We start from the raw sequence: 17364 nt of genomic DNA on the forward strand, positions 1-17364 counted from the left end.
CCACACAGCCATGAAAAAGGCCGGCGAATGCCGGCCTTTTTCGTTCGTGCCGAACCTCAGCTCGGCACCACCTGCACCATGCGCGGCGGCTGCGCCAGCTCGACGCCAACCGCGTTGAGGCTGTCACGTACGGTTTCGTTGAGCTTGAAGATCACGCCCCAGTAATCGGCGTTGGATGTCCACAGGCGCAGCGACAGGTTGATCGAGGTATCGCCCAGGGACGAAACCACCACCACCGGCTCCGGGTCCTTGTGCACGCGCGGGTCCTGGGCCAGCTTCAGCAGCACATCGCGGGCCTTGGCGAGGTCGGTGGAGTAATCCACCTTCACGTCATAAAGGACCTGGCGATTGGCCTGCTTGGAGTAGTTGGTGATGATGCCGTTGGACAGGCCGCCGTTGGGCATAATCACAGTCTTGTTGTCGCCGGTGCGCAGCACGGTGTGGAAGATCTGGATGTGGTCCACCGTGCCGGAAACGCCCTGCGCCTCGATGAAATCACCGACCTTGAAGGGGCGGAACAGCAGGATCAGCACACCTCCCGCGAAGTTGGCCAGGCTGCCCTGCAGCGCCAGGCCGATGGCCAGGCCCGCCGCACCGATGGCGGCAACGAAGGACGTGGTCGATATGCCGATCATGGACGCCACGCTGACCAGCAACAGCACCTTCAGGACGATGTTGGCCAGGCTGCCGATGAACCCCTGCAACGTACGGTCGACGCGGCGGTGCTGCATCAGGGTTCCGACTCGGCCGGTCAGCACATTGATCAACCACCAGCCGATCAGCAGGGTGAGCAGGGCCAGCGTCAGCTTGCCGCTGTACTCCAGCACTACGGGCAACCAGGCTTGGGATGCCTTCACCAGTTCGTCGACGTTCATCTCCATGGGCACTCTCCCGCACTATTTCAGCAATGCAAAAAACCGGGCCGCCATGGACAAGCCATGGCAGCGACGGTTCAAAGGACTTCAGTTTTGCGACGCGATTCGGCCGCGAAGGTTCCGCTCAGTCGCGGAAGTTGTTGAATTGCAGGGGCATGCCGAATTCCTTGGCACGCAGGGCAGCGATGGCTTCCTGCAGGTCGTCGCGCTTCTTGCCGGTGACACGCACCTGCTCACCCTGGATCGCGGCCTGGACCTTGAGTTTGCTTTCCTTGATGTGGGCGACGATCTTTTTCGCCAGTTCCTTGTCGATACCTTCGCGCAGAACGGCTTCCTGCTTCACGATCTTGCCGGAAGCGTAGGAGTCCTTGATCTCGAGGCACTGGACATCGATCTTGCGCTTGACCAGCGCCATCCTGAGGATTTCCAGCATCTGCTCCAGCTGGAAATCGGCGTCGGCCGTCAGGGTGACCGTCAGTTCCTTGAACTCGAAACTGCCCTTGCCGCGCAGGTCGTAGCGGCGATCGAGCTCTTTCATGGCGTTGTCGACGGCGTTAGTGACTTCGTGTTTGTCCAATTCGGACACCACGTCGAACGAGGGCATGGGATTCCTCCAGATAGACGGCGCGATCTACTTCACGGATATGAGCGCGCCTGGCTTGACGGTAAAAAATGCGCACCCATTATAACCGAGCGACAAGCCGCCTTCTGGAGACCTTCCCCAGCAGTCCGAAACCGGCAGAACGGTAGGGCGACAAGGCAACCCGAACGAGGCTTGATATCATAACGCCATATACCGCTATCCCACTCCCCTTGCGAGCCTGCCACATGCCCAACCCTCATCTCAGTATCCTGGTGGTGGACGATGCCAAGTTTTCCAGCGCCATGATCGGCCGAGCCCTCAGTCAGGCCGGTTACCAGGATCTGCGATTCGCCAGCAGCGCCAGCGAAGCCCTGCAGCTGCTGGAGTCCAAGCCCGCCAACGTCATCCTCGCCGACTGGCTGATGCCCGAGATCGACGGCCTGGAACTGACCGCCCGCGTGCGTCAGCTGGATGAAATGACCGATCACTACAGCTACATCATCCTGCTCACGGGCAAGGAAGGTGAGAACGTCCTTGGCGAAGCTTTCGATCGCGGCGTGGACGACTTCATCAGCAAGGCGGCGATGAGCGAGCAACTGGTCCCCCGGGTCTACGCGGCTGATCGCCTGTGCAACACCCTGCAGCGCCTGTTGCAGGAGAACCGCCTGCTGACCCAGAACATCGCCAGCCTCGAACAACGTAACCTGGTGGACTCCCTCACCGGCCTCGGCAACCCGCGCTACCTGCGCCAGAAGCTCGCCGACAGCCTGCGTCAGGTGGAATCCCGGGGGGGCGCCATGTGCTACCTGTTGATCGGCCTGCTGGATGCTCCACAGCTGCGCCAGCAGTACGGGGAATCCTTCTACAACGAGCTGCTGCACGGCGTCGCCCGGCGCCTGCAGCAGTTGGTGCGTCCGCTGGACGTCCTGACGCGCGTGGACGACAGCCATTTCGGCCTGATCACCCTGCTCGAAGACCTCCACGAATGCTCGCCGAGCAGTTTCCGTCGCCTGCATGAAGGCCTGAACCTGAAGGCCTTCAAGACCAGCGAGGGTTTCATCACCCTCAAAGCCGGCATCGCCCTCGTCGGCCTCGATACCAAGGCCCTGCCCCTGGATGTCGAGGAGCTTCTGGAAAAAGCCAGCGCGATGCTCCCTGAAGCCTACGCCAGCGGTCGCGTCACCGCCTTGCGCCTGCCACAACCATGACCTGGCATATTCTCGGCGCCGGCAGCCTGGGCAGCCTCTGGGCCGCCCGCCTAGCGCGCGCCGGGACGCCGGTACGGCTGATCCTGCGCGATCGCGCGCGGCTGCAGGCCTATGAAGCGGCCGGTGGCCTGACCCTGGTCGAGCAGGGCCAGGCGCAGCAGTACGCCATCCCGGCCGAGCTGCCCAGCAAGACCGGACCGATCAGGCGCCTTCTGGTCGCCTGCAAGGCCTACGACGCCGAAGCGGCGGTCCAGCCACTGCTGCCGCATCTGGCACCTGGCGCCGAACTCATCCTGTTGCAGAACGGCCTGGGCAGTCAGGACGCCGTTGCCCTGCGCCTGCCCCACGCCCGCTGCATACTCGCCTCCAGCACCGAAGGCGCCTTTCGCGAAGCGGACTTCCGCGTGGTCTTCGCCGGCCACGGCTTCACCTGGCTGGGCGATCCTCTGCAGCCCGCCGCCCCCGCCTGGCTGGATGAGCTGGAACAGGCGGGAATTCCCCATGGCTGGACACCCGACATCCTTTCGCGCCTCTGGCGCAAGCTGGCGCTCAATTGCGCCATCAACCCCCTTACCGTGCTCTATGACTGCCGCAACGGCGGACTTGCCGAGCACCCGGCGGAAGTCGGCGTGCTCTGCCTCGAGCTGGCCGAGTTACTGCACCGCTGCGGCCAGCCGGACGCCGCCGAAGGCCTGCACGAGGAAGTGCAACGCGTGATCCAGGCCACTGCAGCGAACTACTCGTCCATGTACCAGGACGTCGCAAACGGTCGCCGTACCGAGATCAGCTACCTGCTCGGCCACGCCTGCACCACCGCCGCTCGCCACCGAATCAGCCTGCCGCATCTGGCCAGCCTGCACGCTCGCCTCAGGACCCATCTGGAAAAGCGTGGATTGCCCGTCACCTGACCCCGCGCTAGGCTCTGTTCGAAAAGCCATCGAGCGACAATCAGGTGTTCGTGCAAAGCCCAACCTGCCCTTCACCCCAGCCGCGGATATTTCCTTGACCAATCTGCGTCAGCGCCTAGATAACCTGTCGGTCGGCCGCAAACTGCTCGCCGCACTGCTGGTCCTGCTTGCCACCGTCCTACTCATCGCCAACCTGGCCTTCATCAGCGCCGCCTACTGGATCTCCCAGGAAAGCGTGGCACCACAGGGCCTGGAAACCCTCGGGCGGCTCTTCGCCACCTCGGCCGTCGGCCCGGAAGCCCTGTCCTCGGAAGAGAACGCGAAGGCGATGCTGCAGCGCCTGAACAGCTATACGCCTTTGCGGGTCGCGGCCCTCTACGACACCGATGGCCGTCTGCTGGCGCAGTTGCAGCGCGGCGAACAGCTGGATCTGCCACTGAAGGCCGGCGACATTTCCACCTGGCGGCTGCGAGAGTTCCGCACGTCCTATGTGACCGAACTGCCGATTCCCGGAAAACCCGCCGGCCACCTGCTATTGGTGGCCTCCAGCGAACTACCCGGCGTGTTCTATACCGGTACCCTGACCGCGAGCCTGGCCATCCTGGCCTGCAGCGTACTGCTCTGGCTGCTGGTAGCGCGGCAGATCAGGCGCATGGTCACCCGCCCCATCCGCCGCCTGGAGGAGCTTTCGCGCCAGGTGACCCGCGAGGAGAACTACGCCTTGCGGGCTCCCCGTGGCAATCGCGACGAAATCGGCAGCCTGGCGGATGCCTTCAACACCATGCTCAGTCGCATCGAGGCCCGCGAGCAGCAACTCAAGCGCGCCCGCGACGATGCCCAGGCCGCCTTCGACCAGGCCCACGAACTGGCCGAAGAAACCCGCCATTCCAACCGCAAGCTGGAGCTGGAAGTCCAGGTGCGCAGCAAGATCGAGAAGAAGCTCACCGGCTTCCAGAACTACCTCAACAGCATCATCGACTCCATGCCCTCGGCACTCATCGCACTGGACGAGCAGCTCTACGTCACCCAGTGGAACCAGGAGGCCAGCGCGCTCTCCGGCACTCCCATGGACGATGCGCTGAACCAGCCGGTGTTCCTCGCCTTTCCCTCGCTCAAGCCCTTCCTCCCGCAGATCCGCCTGACCGCCGAAAAGCACAAGGTGGAAAAGGTGGAACGGGTGAGCTGGCTGGTCGGCGAGAACGTCCACAACTATGCGCTGACCTTCTACCCGCTGATGGGGGGCACCGGGCGTGGCGTGGTGATCCGCATCGACGACATCACCCAGCGCCTGTCGATGGAAGAACTGATGGTGCAATCGGAGAAGATGCTCTCGGTGGGCGGCCTGGCCGCCGGTATGGCCCACGAGATCAACAATCCGCTAGGGGCCATCCTGCACAACGTGCAGAACATCCGCAGACGAATCTCCCCGGAGCTCGACCGCAACCAGGAACAGGCGGCGATCAATGGCCTCAGCCTGACGTCCGTCAACCAGTACCTGGAGGCCCGAGAGGTGCCCAAACTGCTGGACGACATTCACCAGGCTGGTGCCCGGGCGGCCAAGATCGTCACGCACATGCTCGCTTTCAGCCGACGCAGCAATCGCCAGCTGGCGCCCTGTCAGTTGCCGGTGCTGATCGACCAGGCGCTGGAAATCGCCAGCAACGACTTCGACCTGACGGAAGGGTTCGACTTCAAGGGCCTCAAGATCGTCCGCGAATTCGACCCCGAGCTGGGACCGGTCCCCGGCACGGCCAATGAGCTGGAGCAGGTGTTGCTCAACCTGCTGAAGAACGCCGCGCAGGCCATTCACCTGCGCGAGGACGACGAGGAAGGCCGCATCACGCTTCGCACCCGGCTGTGCCCGCCCTGGGCGGAAATCCAGGTGGAGGACACCGGCATGGGCATCCCCGAGAGCGTGCGCAAGCGCATCTTCGAACCCTTCTTCACCACCAAGGAAGTCGGCCAGGGCACGGGGCTCGGACTGTCGGTTTCGTACTTCATCATCACCAACAACCACAAGGGGCAGATGGAAGTGCAGTCCAAGCCTGGCCAGGGCACCTGCTTCACCCTGCGCCTGCCGCTGACTTCCGCCGCCACGGAAGCAGGAACCTGAAATGGGCAATCGCCTTTCGAAGATCTATACCCGCACCGGCGACAAGGGCGAAACCGGTCTGTCCAGCGGACGGCGCGTGCCGAAGAACCACCCGCGAATCGAAGCTATAGGCGAGGTCGACACGCTGAACAGCCAACTCGGCCTGTTGCTCGCGGAACTGCTCGAAGCCCTGCCGCAATCGCCCGGCTTGAGCGAGGTGATCGACGTGCTTGCCCCTTGCCAGCATCGTCTGTTCGACCTCGGCGGCGAATTGGCGATGCCGGAGTACCAGGTTGTGGAAAAGTCGGAGATCGAGCGGCTGGAAGCCACCATCGACCTCTGGAACGACGAACTCGGGCCGTTGAAGAACTTCATTCTTCCCGGTGGCTCCCGCCTGGTGGCCCAGGCCCACATCTGCCGCAGCCAGGCCCGCAGCGCCGAACGCCGCACACAGGCGCTGAACGGCGAGGAACCGCTGCGCGAAGAGCTGCTGGCCTACCTCAATCGCCTCTCCGACCTGCTGTTCGTCGCCGCGCGCCTGATTGCCTTAAGGCAGGGCGTAAGCGAGGTGCTTTGGCAGGCAGCAAGTCGGCCGTAGGCTGGTAAGGACAGCGATCCGCTGGAGCGAAACGAAGCCCAATCTAGCGCCTCAGCGTTGGGCTTCGCCGAGCTCAGCCCAACCTACGACTCTGGCCAGAACGCGCGAATTCCCGCCACGCCCTGGGCACCCGCCCTCCAGGCACGCTCCAGTTCATCAGGGCCAACACCGCCCAACAGATAGGCCGGCTGGTTGAAGCCGCGAAGCAGTTCCTCGGCGCGCTCCCAACCCAGGGGCTGTGCCTCGGGGTGGGTCTGAGTGGCTTGCACCGGCGAGAGGGTGACGAAATCCACTTCCATGGCCGCCGCAAGCTGCAGTTCCTCGATGCTGTGGCAGGACGCCGCCAGCCAGCGCTCGCGTGGGAATGGACGGCCGTTGGGGGCGTACTTGCGCAGTTGCTCGGCGGTCAGGTGCCAGCCGGCGGCGGGGAAGTCACCCAACCACTCCAGCGGTCCCTTGAGCATGAGCTGCGCCTTGCCCGCGCAGAGCCCCTGTACATCCACGGCCAGGTCACGGTACTGGGCATCGAACATGCGCGGCGCGCGCAACTGCACCAGACGTACGCCACTCGCCAGGGCTGTCTTGAGGCCAGCCAGCAGGGCCGGTGGTTCGATGTCATCCGGGGTAATCAGGTAGCGATCCGGCAGCCGCGCAGCGGCCACGATCGGCTTGTTGGCGGCAGGGAATTCATAGTCACCCAGCTCTCGCGGTGACGCCCAGACAAGCGGCTGGCCTTCGGCGCCATGGGGCTCGCCCGTGAAGGCGCTGACTTCCCAGACATCCAGCAGCACGTGCTTGTCCGGGTAGTCATGGTGAATCTGGATCAGCGGCCGGGCTGCGCTAACACGGATGCCCAGTTCCTCCTCCAGTTCGCGGGAGAGCGCGACCTGCACGGCCTCGCCCTCCTCTACCTTGCCGCCGGGAAATTCCCAGAGGCCGCCCTGGTGCTTGTCATCAGGGCGCCTGGCAATCAGTACCCGGCCGTCGGCGCCGCGGATGACTGCGGCGGCAACATGCACTCGTTTCATTCAATGATCTCCGTTTCCTGCAAGGCGGCCTGGTACCAGCGCTGGAAGGCAGGCCACCGGTAAATGGTTTCGACATAGGCCTCGGCATCCGCCGGCAGCTCAACGCCGTAGCTGCGCAGGCGGCAGGCCACCGGCGCGTAGAATGCATCGGCGATGCTGGCATGGCCGAACAGATAGGGGCCGTCCTGACCGAAGCGCGAGCGGCACTCGGCCCAGATCGCGCAGATGCGGCGAATGTCCTCGGCCACTTCTTCCGGGACCTCGGCCAGGGGCTGATTGCGCTTCATGTCCATCGGCATGTGGCTGCGCAGGGGAACGAAGCCACTGTGCATCTCGGCACAGACGGCACGAGCGAAGGCGCGGGCGGCCTGACCGAAAGGCCACAGATGTGCCTCGGGGAAGCGTTCGGCGAGATATTCAGCGATGGCCAGGGAGTCCCAGATGGTGCCATCTTCGGACTGCAGCACGGGCACCTTGGCGGTGGGCGAATAGGCGAGCAGGCGCTTGTGGCTATCCGCCTGGTAGAGCGGGATACGTACTTCGTCGTAGGGCGAGCCGGTCAGCTCCATGGCCAGCCATGCACGCAGGGACCAGGACGAGTAGTTCTTGTTGCCGATTACCAATATCAGGGACATGTTCAGCTCCTTCTTTCCAGTTCCTCGGGGGTGTCGCTGGATCATGAAGAGCGAGTGTGCCCATGGCAAATTCCCGATTTTCATCGGGGGATGAAAATCGGGAATGCCTGGAACGCCTTCACGATCAACTGCCGGACAGCTGATCGTGGAAGGAATATCAGGTGCGGTACTCGGCGTTGATTTTCACGTACTCGTGGGACAGATCAGTGGTCCAGATGGTTTCACTGCAATCGCCACGGCCGAGCTCGATGCGGATGGTGATTTCCTCGCGGGCCATCACCGCCGCACCCTGCGCCTCGGTATAGGTGGCGGCACGGCCACCCTGGCTGGCGATGCAGACTTCGCCGAGGAACACGTCGATCTTGCTCACGTCCAGGTTCGGCACGCCGGCGTAGCCCACGGCCGCGAGGATGCGACCCCAGTTCGGGTCGGATGCGAACAGCGCGGTCTTGATCAGCGGCGAATGGGCCACGGCGTAGGCCACGTCGAGGCACTCCTGATGGTTGCCACCACCATTGACCTGCACGGTGACGAACTTGGTCGCGCCTTCGCCGTCGCGCACGATGGCCTGGGCGATTTCCATGAAGACGTCGAATACTGCCTGCTTGAGCTTGGCGAACAGCTCGCCGCTGGCCGCAGTGATTTCAGGCAGTGCAGCCTGCCCGGTGGCGATCAGCATGCAGCAGTCGTTGGTGGAGGTGTCGCCGTCGATGGTGATGCGGTTGAACGACTTGTTCGCGGCATCGCGCACCAGGGCATGCAGCACGTCGCGGGTAACCTTGGCGTCCGTGGCGATGTAGCCGAGCATGGTGGCCATGTTCGGACGGATCATGCCGGCGCCCTTACTGATTCCGGTGATGGTAACGGTCACGCCGTCGTGCTCGAACTGGCGGCTGGCACCCTTGGGCTGGGTGTCGGTGGTCATGATGCCTTCGGCGGCCTGGGCCCAGTTGTCCACCTTGAGGTCGGCCAATGCGGCTTCCAGTGCGCCTTCGATCTTCTCGACTGGCAACGGCTCGCCAATCACGCCTGTGGAGAACGGCAGCACCGCGTCTTCACTGACACCGGCCAGCGCGGCCAGCCTGGCGCAGGAGCGACGTGCACGGACCAGGCCGTCCGGACCGGTACCGGCGTTGGCGTTGCCGGTGTTGGTCAGCAGATAGCGAACTTCGCCATCCAGACGCTCGCGAGTAACCAGTACCGGGGCGGCGCAGAATGCGTTGGTGGTGGTCACGCCGGCGATTGTCGCCCCCTCGGCGCAACGCATCACTACCACGTCCTTGCGGCCGGGGCGCTTGATGCCGGCAGAGGCGATGCCGAGTTCGAAACCGGGTACCGGGTGCAGCGTAGGCAGAGGGCCAAGACCAACAGCCATGGGAAGCGCTCCTTTGTCAGCGGGTGACCGGCTGCGGGCGGCGCAGGCGGCCAGGGATATCAGGAAAAACGCCGCGAGCGGCAGGGCCGGTCGCGGCGTTGTAACTACAGCAGTGCCTTAGTCGATCTGACCGTGGCAGTGCTTGTATTTCTTGCCGGAACCACAGGGGCAGGGTTCGTTACGACCCACCTTGGGCTCGGTACGCACCGGCGCAGCAGCGGTGGCAACGGCCACATCACCTTGCTCGTCCGCCAATTCCGGCTCGTCGATGCTCGGTGCAGCGGCGTGCTGGAACTGCATGCGGCGGGCCATTTCCTCGGCTTCGCGGCGCAGGCGTGCCTCTTCCTCGGCCGGATCCTCGCGACGGACCTGAACGTGGGAGAGGACGCGGATGGTATCGCGCTTGATGGAGTCGAGCAGGTCCTGGAACAGGGTGAAGGACTCGCGCTTGTACTCCTGCTTCGGGTTCTTCTGCGCGTAACCGCGCAGGTGGATGCCGTGGCGCAGGTGGTCCATGGTGGACAGGTGGTCTTTCCACAGGTCGTCCAGCACGCGCAGCAGCATCTGCTTCTCGAAGGCACGCAGGGCTTCGGCGCCGGCGAGGTCTTCCTTCTCGTTGTAGGCCGCCAGCAACTGCTCGAGGATCTTCTCGCGAAGGGTCTCTTCGTACAGTTTGTCGTCTTCGTCCAGCCACTGCTGAATCGGCAGCTTGAGGCCGAAATCGCTGTACAGCGCGGCTTCCAGGCCGGAAATGTCCCACTGTTCCGGCATCGACTGCGGCGGAATGTGGGCGTCGATGGTGCTGCTCAGCACCTCGTCGCGGAATTCCTTGATGGTGTCGCCAATGTCCTCGGCGGCCAGCAGGCTGTTGCGCATGTGGTAGATCACCTTGCGCTGCTCGTTGGCCACGTCGTCGTATTCGAGGAGCTGTTTGCGGATGTCGAAGTTGCGGCCTTCGACCTTGCGCTGGGCCTTCTCGATGGCGTTGGTCACCATGCGGTGCTCGATGGCCTCGCCGGACTGCATGCCAAGGGCCTTCATGAAGTTCTTCACCCGGTCAGAGGCGAAGATGCGCATCAGGTTGTCTTCCAGCGACAGGTAGAAACGGCTGGAACCCGGGTCACCCTGGCGACCGGCACGGCCACGCAGCTGGTTGTCGATACGGCGGGATTCGTGGCGCTCGGACGCGACCACGTGCAGGCCGCCAGCTTCGATCACCTGCTGGTGACGCTTCTGCCATTCGGCCTTGATCTGCGAGACCTGCTCGTCAGTCGGGGCTTCCAGGGCGGCGACTTCAGCTTCCCAGTTGCCGCCGAGGAGGATGTCGGTACCACGACCGGCCATGTTGGTGGCGATGGTCACGGCGCCCGGACGGCCTGCCTGGGCGATGATCTCGGCTTCCTTCTCGTGGTACTTGGCGTTGAGCACCTTGTGCTCGATACCGCCCTTGATCAGCAGCTGGGAGACGTACTCGGAGCTCTCGATCGAAGCGGTACCCACCAGCACCGGACGGCCGCTGGCCTGGCAGTCCTTGATGTCGGTGATGATGGCGCTGAACTTTTCTTCCTGCGTCAGGTAGACGAGGTCGTTGAAGTCCTTACGGGCAACAGGGCGGTGAGTCGGGATGACGATCACGTCCAGGCCGTAGATCTGGCGGAACTCGAAGGCCTCGGTGTCGGCGGTACCGGTCATGCCGGACAGCTTCTTGTAGAGGCGGAAGTAGTTCTGGAAGGTGGTGGAGGCCAGGGTCTGGCTCTCCGCCTGGATCGGCAGGTTTTCCTTGGCTTCGATAGCCTGGTGCAGGCCCTCGGACAGGCGACGGCCCGGCATGGTACGGCCGGTGTGCTCGTCGATCAGCAGGACCTGGTCGTTCTGCACGATGTATTCGATGTTGCGGTGGAACAGCGTGTGGGCGCGCAGTCCGGCATAGACGTGGGTCAGCAGGCTGAGATTGTGCGCCGAGTACAGGCTCTCGCCCTCGGCCAGCAGACCGGCCTGGGTGAGCATTTCCTCGATGAACTGGTGACCCATCTCGTTGAGTTCGACCTGACGGGTCTTCTCGTCGACCGAGTAGTGGCCTTCCTGGGTGACCTGCCCCTCAACCTCTTCGATGTGCTGCTTGAGGCGCGGGATCAGCTTGTTGATCTGGATGTAGAGCTTGGAGCTGTCTTCGGCCTGGCCGGAGATGATCAGCGGGGTGCGCGCTTCGTCGATGAGGATGGAGTCCACTTCGTCGATCACGGAGAAGTTCAGTTCGCGCTGGAATTTGTCATCCAGGCTGAACGCCATGTTGTCGCGCAGGTAGTCGAAACCGAATTCGTTGTTGGTGCCGTAGGTGATGTCGGAGCCGTAGGCTGCGCGCTTCTCTTCCGGCGGCTGGAAGGGCGTGACGACACCCACGGAGAGGCCGAGGAACTCATACAGCGGACGCATCCAGTTGGCGTCGCGGCGGGCCAAGTAGTCGTTCACGGTGACCACGTGCACGCCTTTGCCGGACAGCGCGTTCAGGTACACGGCCAGGGTCCCCACCAGGGTCTTGCCCTCACCGGTACGCATCTCGGCGATCTTGCCTTCATGCAGGGTCATGCCGCCGATCAGCTGGACGTCGAAGTGGCGCATGCCCATGACGCGTTTGCCGGCCTCACGCGCCACGGCGAAGGCTTCCGGCAACAACTGGTCAAGGGTCTCACCCTTGGCCAGACGCGCCTTGAACTCTTCGGTCTTGGCACGCAGCTGGTCATCGGACAGGGCCACCATCTGCTCTTCGAACGCGTTGATAGCCTGCACAGCCTTGGCCATGCGCTTCACTTCGCGTTCGTTCTTGCTTCCAAAGAGTTTCTTCAACAATGGCGCAAACATATAGAGAGGATCTTCCACACATTGAGATGGAGGGCGGCCTGTAGTCGCCCGCGCAGCCGCCATGGCTGCTTGCGAAGGGGGCATTCTACCCGGATTCCTTGCTGAGGAAAGCGGGAGCACTTCCCGGTCGCCGTAGGAGAGCTTCCATAGTCCCTGGCCAGGGGCCCACTGCAAATGCACAGGCGCGTCGACTGCCAGGACAGCCGAACCACGTATGAACGCCGAGGCCAAGGTCACCCTCTGTTAATATGGGCGCACCTCCCTTCATTCAAGCAGCCCATCATGGCGTTTCGCCCTTTGCCCGCCCGCTCCCCTGCTGCACTGCTGCGTGAGCAAAAACCTCTGCGGGCTTTGTTCAACGAGGCCCAGCGCATCGAACAACTGCAGCAATTGCTGGCCAGCCAGTTGCAGCCCGCCGCCCGTGATCACTGTCATGTGGCCGCATGGCGCGAAGGGCGCCTATTGCTGATCGTCACCGACGGCCACTGGGCCACGCGCCTGCGCTACCAGCAAACCCGACTGCTGCGACAACTGAAGGGATTCGAAGCATTTGCAGGCCTGGAGCGGATCGTTTTCAAGGTCCAGCCGAGCTTCACGCCGAGCAGCGCGCCGGCAACCGAGGGCCGCCTGTCTTCCACTGCAGCGGAAAGCCTGCAAGCCACCGCGGAGACCGTCACCGACCCACGCCTGCGTGAGGCTCTGGAGCGCCTGGCGCGCCACGGCAAACCGAAAGACACGTCGGAATAGCGAAGATAAAAAAAGGCCACCCGAAGGCGGCCTTTGAAGTCAGGAAAGAGGGTATTGCTTAAACGGCTGCTACCGGTCGCATATAGGAGATAGGTGCAGTCCTGGCATCCTCGAAGGTCACCACTTCCCAGGCGTCCTTCTGCTCGATGAGCTGGCGCAGCAAGCGGTTGTTCAGCGCGTGGCCCGACTTGAAGCCACGGAATTCGCCGATCAGGCTGTTTCCGAGCAGGTAGAGGTCACCGATCGCATCGAGAATCTTGTGCTTGACGAACTCGTCCTCGTAACGCAGGCCGTCTTCGTTGAGCACCTGGTTCTCGTCTACCACGATGGCATTCTCCACGCTGCCGCCGAGTGCCAGGTTCTGAGAACGCAGGAACTCGATGTCGCGCATGAAGCCGAAGGTCCGCGCGCGGCTGACCTCCTTGACGAACGAGGTGCTGGAGAAATCCACGCTCGCACTTTGGGTGCGGTTGCGGAATACCGGGTGATCGAAATCGATCTCGAAGCTCACCTTGAAACCGTCGAAGGGCACGAAGGTGGCGCGCTTGTCGCCCTCTTCTACTGTCACTTCGCGCAGGATACGGATGAACTTCTTCGGCGCTTCCTGCTCCTGCAGGCCGGCGGATTGAATCAGGAAGACGAAGGGACCAGCGCTGCCGTCCATGATCGGCACTTCCGACGCGGAGAGTTCGACGTAGGCGTTGTCGATGCCCAGGCCTGCCATGGCCGAAAGCAGGTGCTCCACGGTGTCCACCTTGACCTCACCGTTGATCAGTGTGGTCGACATGGTGGTCTCACCGACATTCTCGGCGCGTGCAGGAATATCCACGACGGGATCGAGGTCGGTACGGCGGAACACTATGCCAGTGTCCACGGGAGCGGGCTTGAGGGTCAGGTAGACCTTTTCCCCGGAATGCAGCCCCACGCCAGTGGCACGGATAATGTTCTTGAGAGTGCGTTGTCTGATCATGGCATTGGCCGCTTGTGCGCAAGTTGCGAACTGTTTTCAACAATGGGCGGCGATAATAGCAGAACCGCCCTTTGCTGAACACCAATCACCCTAATGCTCCTGATACAAATCATCAATCGGCCTGGCGACGCAGGAACGCCGGGATGTCCAGGTAATCCAGGTCATCCTGAGTGTTGAGCTTCGCCGCGGTGGCAGCGCCACCATGAGCCTGGTTGCGCATCACGGTCGGGCGATCCAGATCGCGGTAGTTGACGGACGGCTGCTCCGGACGAGCGGCGACAGTGGTGGTGGCCACAGCGGCTGCCTGAACGGTGTTGTCAATGACCTTGACCGGCTTCTCGATGCGCGCGCCCAGGCCAGTGGCCACTACGGTCACGTGCAGCTCGTCGCGCATGTCCGGATCGATCACGGTGCCCACCTTGACGGTGGCGTGCTCGGAAGCGAACTGCTCGATGATGTTACCCACGTCGGAGTACTCGCCCAGGGACAGGTCCGGGCCTGCGGTGATGTTTACCAGGATGCCGCGGGCGCCCTGCAGGTTCACGTCGTCCAGCAGCGGGTTGCGGATGGCCGCTTCGGTCGCTTCGCGAGCACGATTCGGACCGCTGGCGCAGCCGGTGCCCATCATCGCCATGCCCATCTCGCCCATCACGGTTTTAACGTCGGCGAAGTCGACGTTGATCATGCCAGGACGCTTGATGATGTCGGAGATGCCACGCACCGCGCCGGCGAGCACGTCGTCAGCCTTGGCGAAAGCAGCCAGCAGGCTGGCGTCCTTGCCGAGGATGGTCAGCAACTTCTCGTTGGGGATGGTAATCAGCGAGTCGACGCTTTCCGCCAGGGAGCGAATGCCCTCGTCGGCGATCTGCATGCGCTTGCGACCTTCGAACGGGAACGGACGGGTCACCACCGCAACGGTGAGGATGCCCATGTCCTTGGCCACTTCAGCAATGACCGGCGCAGCACCGGTACCGGTACCGCCGCCCATGCCGGTGGTGATGAAGACCATGTCAGCGCCTTGCAGCACTTCGGCGATGCGCTCGCGGTCTTCGATGGCAGCCTGACGGCCGACTTCCGGGTTGGCACCGGCACCCAGGCCCTTGGTCACGCCTGGGCCGAGTTGCAGCACGGTACGCGCACCGATGTTCTTCAGCGCCTGAGCATCAGTGTTGGCGCAGATGAACTCGACGCCTTCGATGTTGCTCTTCGACATGTGGTTCACGGCGTTGCCACCGCCACCACCGACGCCGATAACCTTGATGACCGCTGTTTGCGGAACGTTATCTACGAGTTCGAACATTTTCCCCTCTCCTTCCTTTTTTAGTTTTTCGCCTACTGCGTACCGCGTTTAAAAATTGCCCTGAACCCAGCGCTTGAGCCGTTCCAGCACAGGAGCCTTGGCCTCTTCGGCGTAGCCGTAGCTGCCAGTGGAGACAGGCATGCCGTCGGATTGCTTGCGCAGTCCGTACATCAGCAGGCCCACGCCCGTGGAATAGATGGGGTTGCGCACGACGTCCGCGAGCCCCTTCACGCTATGCGGGACGCCGAGGCGTACCGGCATGTGGAAAATTTCTTCAGCCAGCTCGACCGCACCTTCCATCTTGGCGGTGCCACCGGTGAGGACGATGCCCGCCGGAATCAGGTCCTCGTAGCCGCTGCGGCGCAGCTCGGCCTGGATCAGGGTGAAGAGCTCGTCGTAACGCGGCTCGACCACCTCGGCCAGGGCCTGGCGCGACAGTTCGCGCGGCGGACGGTCGCCGACGCTGGGCACCTTGATGGTTTCGCCGGCGCCGGCCAGTTTGGCCAGGGCGCAGGCGTAGCGAATCTTGATTTCTTCGGCGTACTGGGTCGGCGTACGCAGGGCCATGGCGATGTCGTTGGTCACCTGGTCACCCGCGATCGGGATCACCGCGGTGTGGCGAATCGCGCCCTCGGTGAAGATGGCGATGTCGGTGGTGCCGCCGCCGATGTCCACCAGGCAGACGCCCAGCTCTTTCTCGTCATCGGTGATGACCGAGTAGGCCGAGGCCAGTTGCTCGAGGATGATGTCGTCGACTTCGAGACCGCAGCGACGTACGCATTTCTCGATGTTCTGCGCCGCATTCACCGCGCAAGTCACCACGTGAACCTTGGCTTCCAGACGCACACCGGACATGCCCAGCGGCTCGCGTACGCCTTCCTGGTTATCGATCACGTAATCCTGGGCCAGGGTGTGCAGCACACGCTGATCGGCTGGGATGGCCACCGCCTGCGCCGCGTCCAGCACACGTTCGATGTCGGCACCGCTCACTTCGCGGTCGCGAATCGCCACGATGCCGTGGGAGTTCAGGCTGCGGATGTGGTTGCCGGCGATCCCGACGAATGCCGAGTGGATGCGGCAGCCCGCCATCAGCTGGGCCTCTTCCACCGCACGCTGGATGGATTGAACGGTGGACTCGATGTTGACCACCACGCCCTTTTTCAGGCCGCGCGACGGATGAGTGCCGATACCGACGATTTCCAGTTGGCCGTCAGCTGCGACCTCGCCCACCAGCGCCACCACCTTGGAGGTGCCGATGTCCAGGCCGACGATCATCTTGCCGCTCTGTACGCTTCCCATGGTTCTAACCTTCTCTCTAATTCACTGCACGGCGACCGTGGTCGCCGCGGGGGCCTCGATCTGCGCCCGCCAGGCCACAGCCAGGCCGTTGGGGTATCGCAGGTCGACGCGCTCGATGTTCGCAATCTGGTCCTTCAGCGTTTTCTCGTAGATCGAGATGAATCGCCGCATTTTCTCTACCAGGTGATCCCGCCCCAGTAGCAATTCGACACCCTGTCCGGTGGACAGGAACCAGCTACCGCGTTCACGCAACTCCAGCCGGACTATCGAGAAGCCGAGCGGACGCAGCATCTGGCTGAGCATCTGGTATTGCTGCATCACCTGCTCCTGCGCCCGCTGTGGGCCCCAGAGCTGCGGCAGCTGTTCGTAGTGGGCCAGTTCGCGCGGGGCGAAGGCCTGGCCCTGGTTGTTCAGGAGTGCCTCGTCGCCCCAACGGGCGATGGGCAATTGTTCTTCCAGTCGGACCATTACCTGGTCCGGCCACACACGGCGTACCTCGGCGTGGGCGATCCACGGCATCAGCTCCAGCTCGCGGCGCATGCCGGCCAGGTCGATGCTGAAGAAGCTCGCAGCGATGTAAGGCGCGATCCGTTGCTGCACCGCCTGCTGGCTGATGTAGCTCAGATCGCCCTGCACATTGACCTTGGCGATGGGCCGGTCGGCATAAGGAAGCAGGCGCTGGGCCGCTTCGTAGGCGCCGAAACCGAGCACCGCCAGCATCACCGGCCACAGCAGCTTGCGCAGGAAGCCGAAGCTGGGCTTGGGCAGACGCTGGGTCAGCGGCTCCTTGGCCACCATCCGACTGGCGCCACGCGGCATCGGCTTGCGCGAGGGAGCGGCGCGGCCGATAACGGGTTCCTGGCGGCGGATAGTGGCGTTACGCATGG

The 17364-nt window shown here is 63.3% G+C and carries 14 protein-coding genes and 1 pseudogene; 5 read left to right on the top strand and 10 right to left on the bottom strand.

Translation table 11 applies throughout. The features are described 5' to 3' along the window. Positions 1-56: 56 nt before the first annotated feature. Positions 57-881: a mechanosensitive ion channel family protein gene (locus DM872_RS23790; RefSeq protein ID WP_179061733.1), complete on the bottom strand. Its 825-nt coding sequence runs from the start codon at positions 879-881 to the stop codon at positions 57-59. 118 nt (positions 882-999) lie between these two features. Further along, positions 1000-1479 (bottom strand): YajQ family cyclic di-GMP-binding protein, encoded by a 480-nt coding sequence (locus tag DM872_RS23795; protein ID WP_120652845.1) that lies wholly within the window; start codon positions 1477-1479, stop codon positions 1000-1002. Between the two features lie 221 nt (positions 1480-1700). On the opposite strand from DM872_RS23795, the pseudogene DM872_RS23800 reads away from it, so the two are divergent. The 4 genes and pseudogenes from DM872_RS23800 to DM872_RS23815 all read left to right on the top strand — a co-directional run. Beyond that, positions 1701-2666, top strand: a pseudogene (locus DM872_RS23800) (response regulator); the annotation flags it as partial. Further along, positions 2663-3574, top strand: coding sequence for a putative 2-dehydropantoate 2-reductase (locus tag DM872_RS23805; protein WP_179061735.1), 912 nt, complete (start codon positions 2663-2665; stop codon positions 3572-3574). The pseudogene DM872_RS23800 and the gene DM872_RS23805, both read left to right, overlap by 4 nt. 94 nt (positions 3575-3668) lie before the next feature. Further along, the gene (locus DM872_RS23810) at positions 3669-5687 is read left to right on the top strand and encodes a sensor histidine kinase (RefSeq protein ID WP_179061736.1); all 2019 of its coding nucleotides are present in this window, start codon (positions 3669-3671) and stop codon (positions 5685-5687) included. Between the two features lies 1 nt (position 5688). Continuing rightward, positions 5689-6264: a cob(I)yrinic acid a,c-diamide adenosyltransferase gene (locus DM872_RS23815; protein ID WP_179061737.1), complete on the top strand. Its 576-nt coding sequence runs from the start codon at positions 5689-5691 to the stop codon at positions 6262-6264. Between the two features lie 83 nt (positions 6265-6347). On the opposite strand, the gene DM872_RS23820 is transcribed toward DM872_RS23815, so the two are convergent. The 4 genes from DM872_RS23820 to secA form a co-directional block, all read right to left on the bottom strand. Next, a complete protein-coding gene (locus DM872_RS23820) occupies positions 6348-7292 on the bottom strand; it encodes a Nudix family hydrolase (protein ID WP_179061738.1) in 945 nt (314 codons plus the stop codon). Next, positions 7289-7927 carry a glutathione S-transferase family protein gene (locus DM872_RS23825; protein ID WP_179061739.1) on the bottom strand — a complete coding sequence of 213 codons (639 nt, stop codon included), beginning with the start codon at positions 7925-7927 and terminating at the stop codon, positions 7289-7291. Before DM872_RS23825 ends, DM872_RS23820 begins: the two co-directional genes overlap by 4 nt. A gap of 157 nt (positions 7928-8084) precedes the next feature. Beyond that, the gene (gene argJ / locus DM872_RS23830) at positions 8085-9302 is read right to left on the bottom strand and encodes a bifunctional glutamate N-acetyltransferase/amino-acid acetyltransferase ArgJ (RefSeq protein WP_179061740.1); all 1218 of its coding nucleotides are present in this window, start codon (positions 9300-9302) and stop codon (positions 8085-8087) included. Positions 9303-9419: 117 nt separating this feature from the next. Then, positions 9420-12161 carry a preprotein translocase subunit SecA gene (gene secA, locus DM872_RS23835; protein ID WP_179061741.1) on the bottom strand — a complete coding sequence of 914 codons (2742 nt, stop codon included), beginning with the start codon at positions 12159-12161 and terminating at the stop codon, positions 9420-9422. Positions 12162-12443: 282 nt separating this feature from the next. Here secA and DM872_RS23840 point away from each other — a divergent pair, with 282 nt between their 5' ends. Then, the gene (locus tag DM872_RS23840) at positions 12444-12908 is read left to right on the top strand and encodes a DUF721 domain-containing protein (protein WP_179061742.1); all 465 of its coding nucleotides are present in this window, start codon (positions 12444-12446) and stop codon (positions 12906-12908) included. Positions 12909-12966: 58 nt separating this feature from the next. Here DM872_RS23840 and lpxC read toward each other — a convergent pair whose 3' ends face one another. From lpxC to DM872_RS23860, 4 genes are all read right to left on the bottom strand, one after another. Next, positions 12967-13878 carry a UDP-3-O-acyl-N-acetylglucosamine deacetylase gene (gene lpxC, locus DM872_RS23845; RefSeq protein WP_077526468.1) on the bottom strand — a complete coding sequence of 304 codons (912 nt, stop codon included), beginning with the start codon at positions 13876-13878 and terminating at the stop codon, positions 12967-12969. A gap of 112 nt (positions 13879-13990) precedes the next feature. Then, a complete protein-coding gene (gene ftsZ, locus DM872_RS23850) occupies positions 13991-15178 on the bottom strand; it encodes a cell division protein FtsZ (protein WP_179061743.1) in 1188 nt (395 codons plus the stop codon). Positions 15179-15226: 48 nt separating this feature from the next. Beyond that, the gene (gene ftsA / locus DM872_RS23855; RefSeq protein ID WP_179061744.1) at positions 15227-16477 is read right to left on the bottom strand and encodes a cell division protein FtsA; all 1251 of its coding nucleotides are present in this window, start codon (positions 16475-16477) and stop codon (positions 15227-15229) included. Between the two features lie 21 nt (positions 16478-16498). After that, positions 16499-17362, bottom strand: coding sequence for a cell division protein FtsQ/DivIB (locus tag DM872_RS23860; RefSeq protein WP_179061745.1), 864 nt, complete (start codon positions 17360-17362; stop codon positions 16499-16501). Between the last annotated feature and the right edge of the window lie 2 nt (positions 17363-17364).

It is taken from the genome of Pseudomonas taiwanensis (assembly GCF_013393345.1).
Classification (GTDB): Bacteria; Pseudomonadota; Gammaproteobacteria; order Pseudomonadales; family Pseudomonadaceae; genus Metapseudomonas; species Metapseudomonas resinovorans_C.

What these genes read in the sequence shown, in the direction of transcription:
- DM872_RS23790 (WP_179061733.1), bottom strand. Translation starts at nt 881, where the DNA reads ATGGAGATGAACGTCGACGAACTGGTGAAGGCATCCCAAGCCTGGTTG.
- DM872_RS23795 (WP_120652845.1), bottom strand. Translation starts at nt 1,479, where the DNA reads ATGCCCTCGTTCGACGTGGTGTCCGAATTGGACAAACACGAAGTCACT.
- ftsA (WP_179061744.1), bottom strand. Translation starts at nt 16,477, where the DNA reads ATGGGAAGCGTACAGAGCGGCAAGATGATCGTCGGCCTGGACATCGGC.
- DM872_RS23840 (WP_179061742.1), top strand. Translation starts at nt 12,444, where the DNA reads ATGGCGTTTCGCCCTTTGCCCGCCCGCTCCCCTGCTGCACTGCTGCGT.
- lpxC (WP_077526468.1), bottom strand. Translation starts at nt 13,878, where the DNA reads ATGATCAGACAACGCACTCTCAAGAACATTATCCGTGCCACTGGCGTG.
- DM872_RS23860 (WP_179061745.1), bottom strand. Translation starts at nt 17,362, where the DNA reads ATGCGTAACGCCACTATCCGCCGCCAGGAACCCGTTATCGGCCGCGCC.
- DM872_RS23825 (WP_179061739.1), bottom strand. Translation starts at nt 7,927, where the DNA reads ATGTCCCTGATATTGGTAATCGGCAACAAGAACTACTCGTCCTGGTCC.
- DM872_RS23805 (WP_179061735.1), top strand. Translation starts at nt 2,663, where the DNA reads ATGACCTGGCATATTCTCGGCGCCGGCAGCCTGGGCAGCCTCTGGGCC.
- DM872_RS23820 (WP_179061738.1), bottom strand. Translation starts at nt 7,292, where the DNA reads ATGAAACGAGTGCATGTTGCCGCCGCAGTCATCCGCGGCGCCGACGGC.
- ftsZ (WP_179061743.1), bottom strand. Translation starts at nt 15,178, where the DNA reads ATGTTCGAACTCGTAGATAACGTTCCGCAAACAGCGGTCATCAAGGTT.
- secA (WP_179061741.1), bottom strand. Translation starts at nt 12,161, where the DNA reads ATGTTTGCGCCATTGTTGAAGAAACTCTTTGGAAGCAAGAACGAACGC.
- argJ (WP_179061740.1), bottom strand. Translation starts at nt 9,302, where the DNA reads ATGGCTGTTGGTCTTGGCCCTCTGCCTACGCTGCACCCGGTACCCGGT.
- DM872_RS23815 (WP_179061737.1), top strand. Translation starts at nt 5,689, where the DNA reads ATGGGCAATCGCCTTTCGAAGATCTATACCCGCACCGGCGACAAGGGC.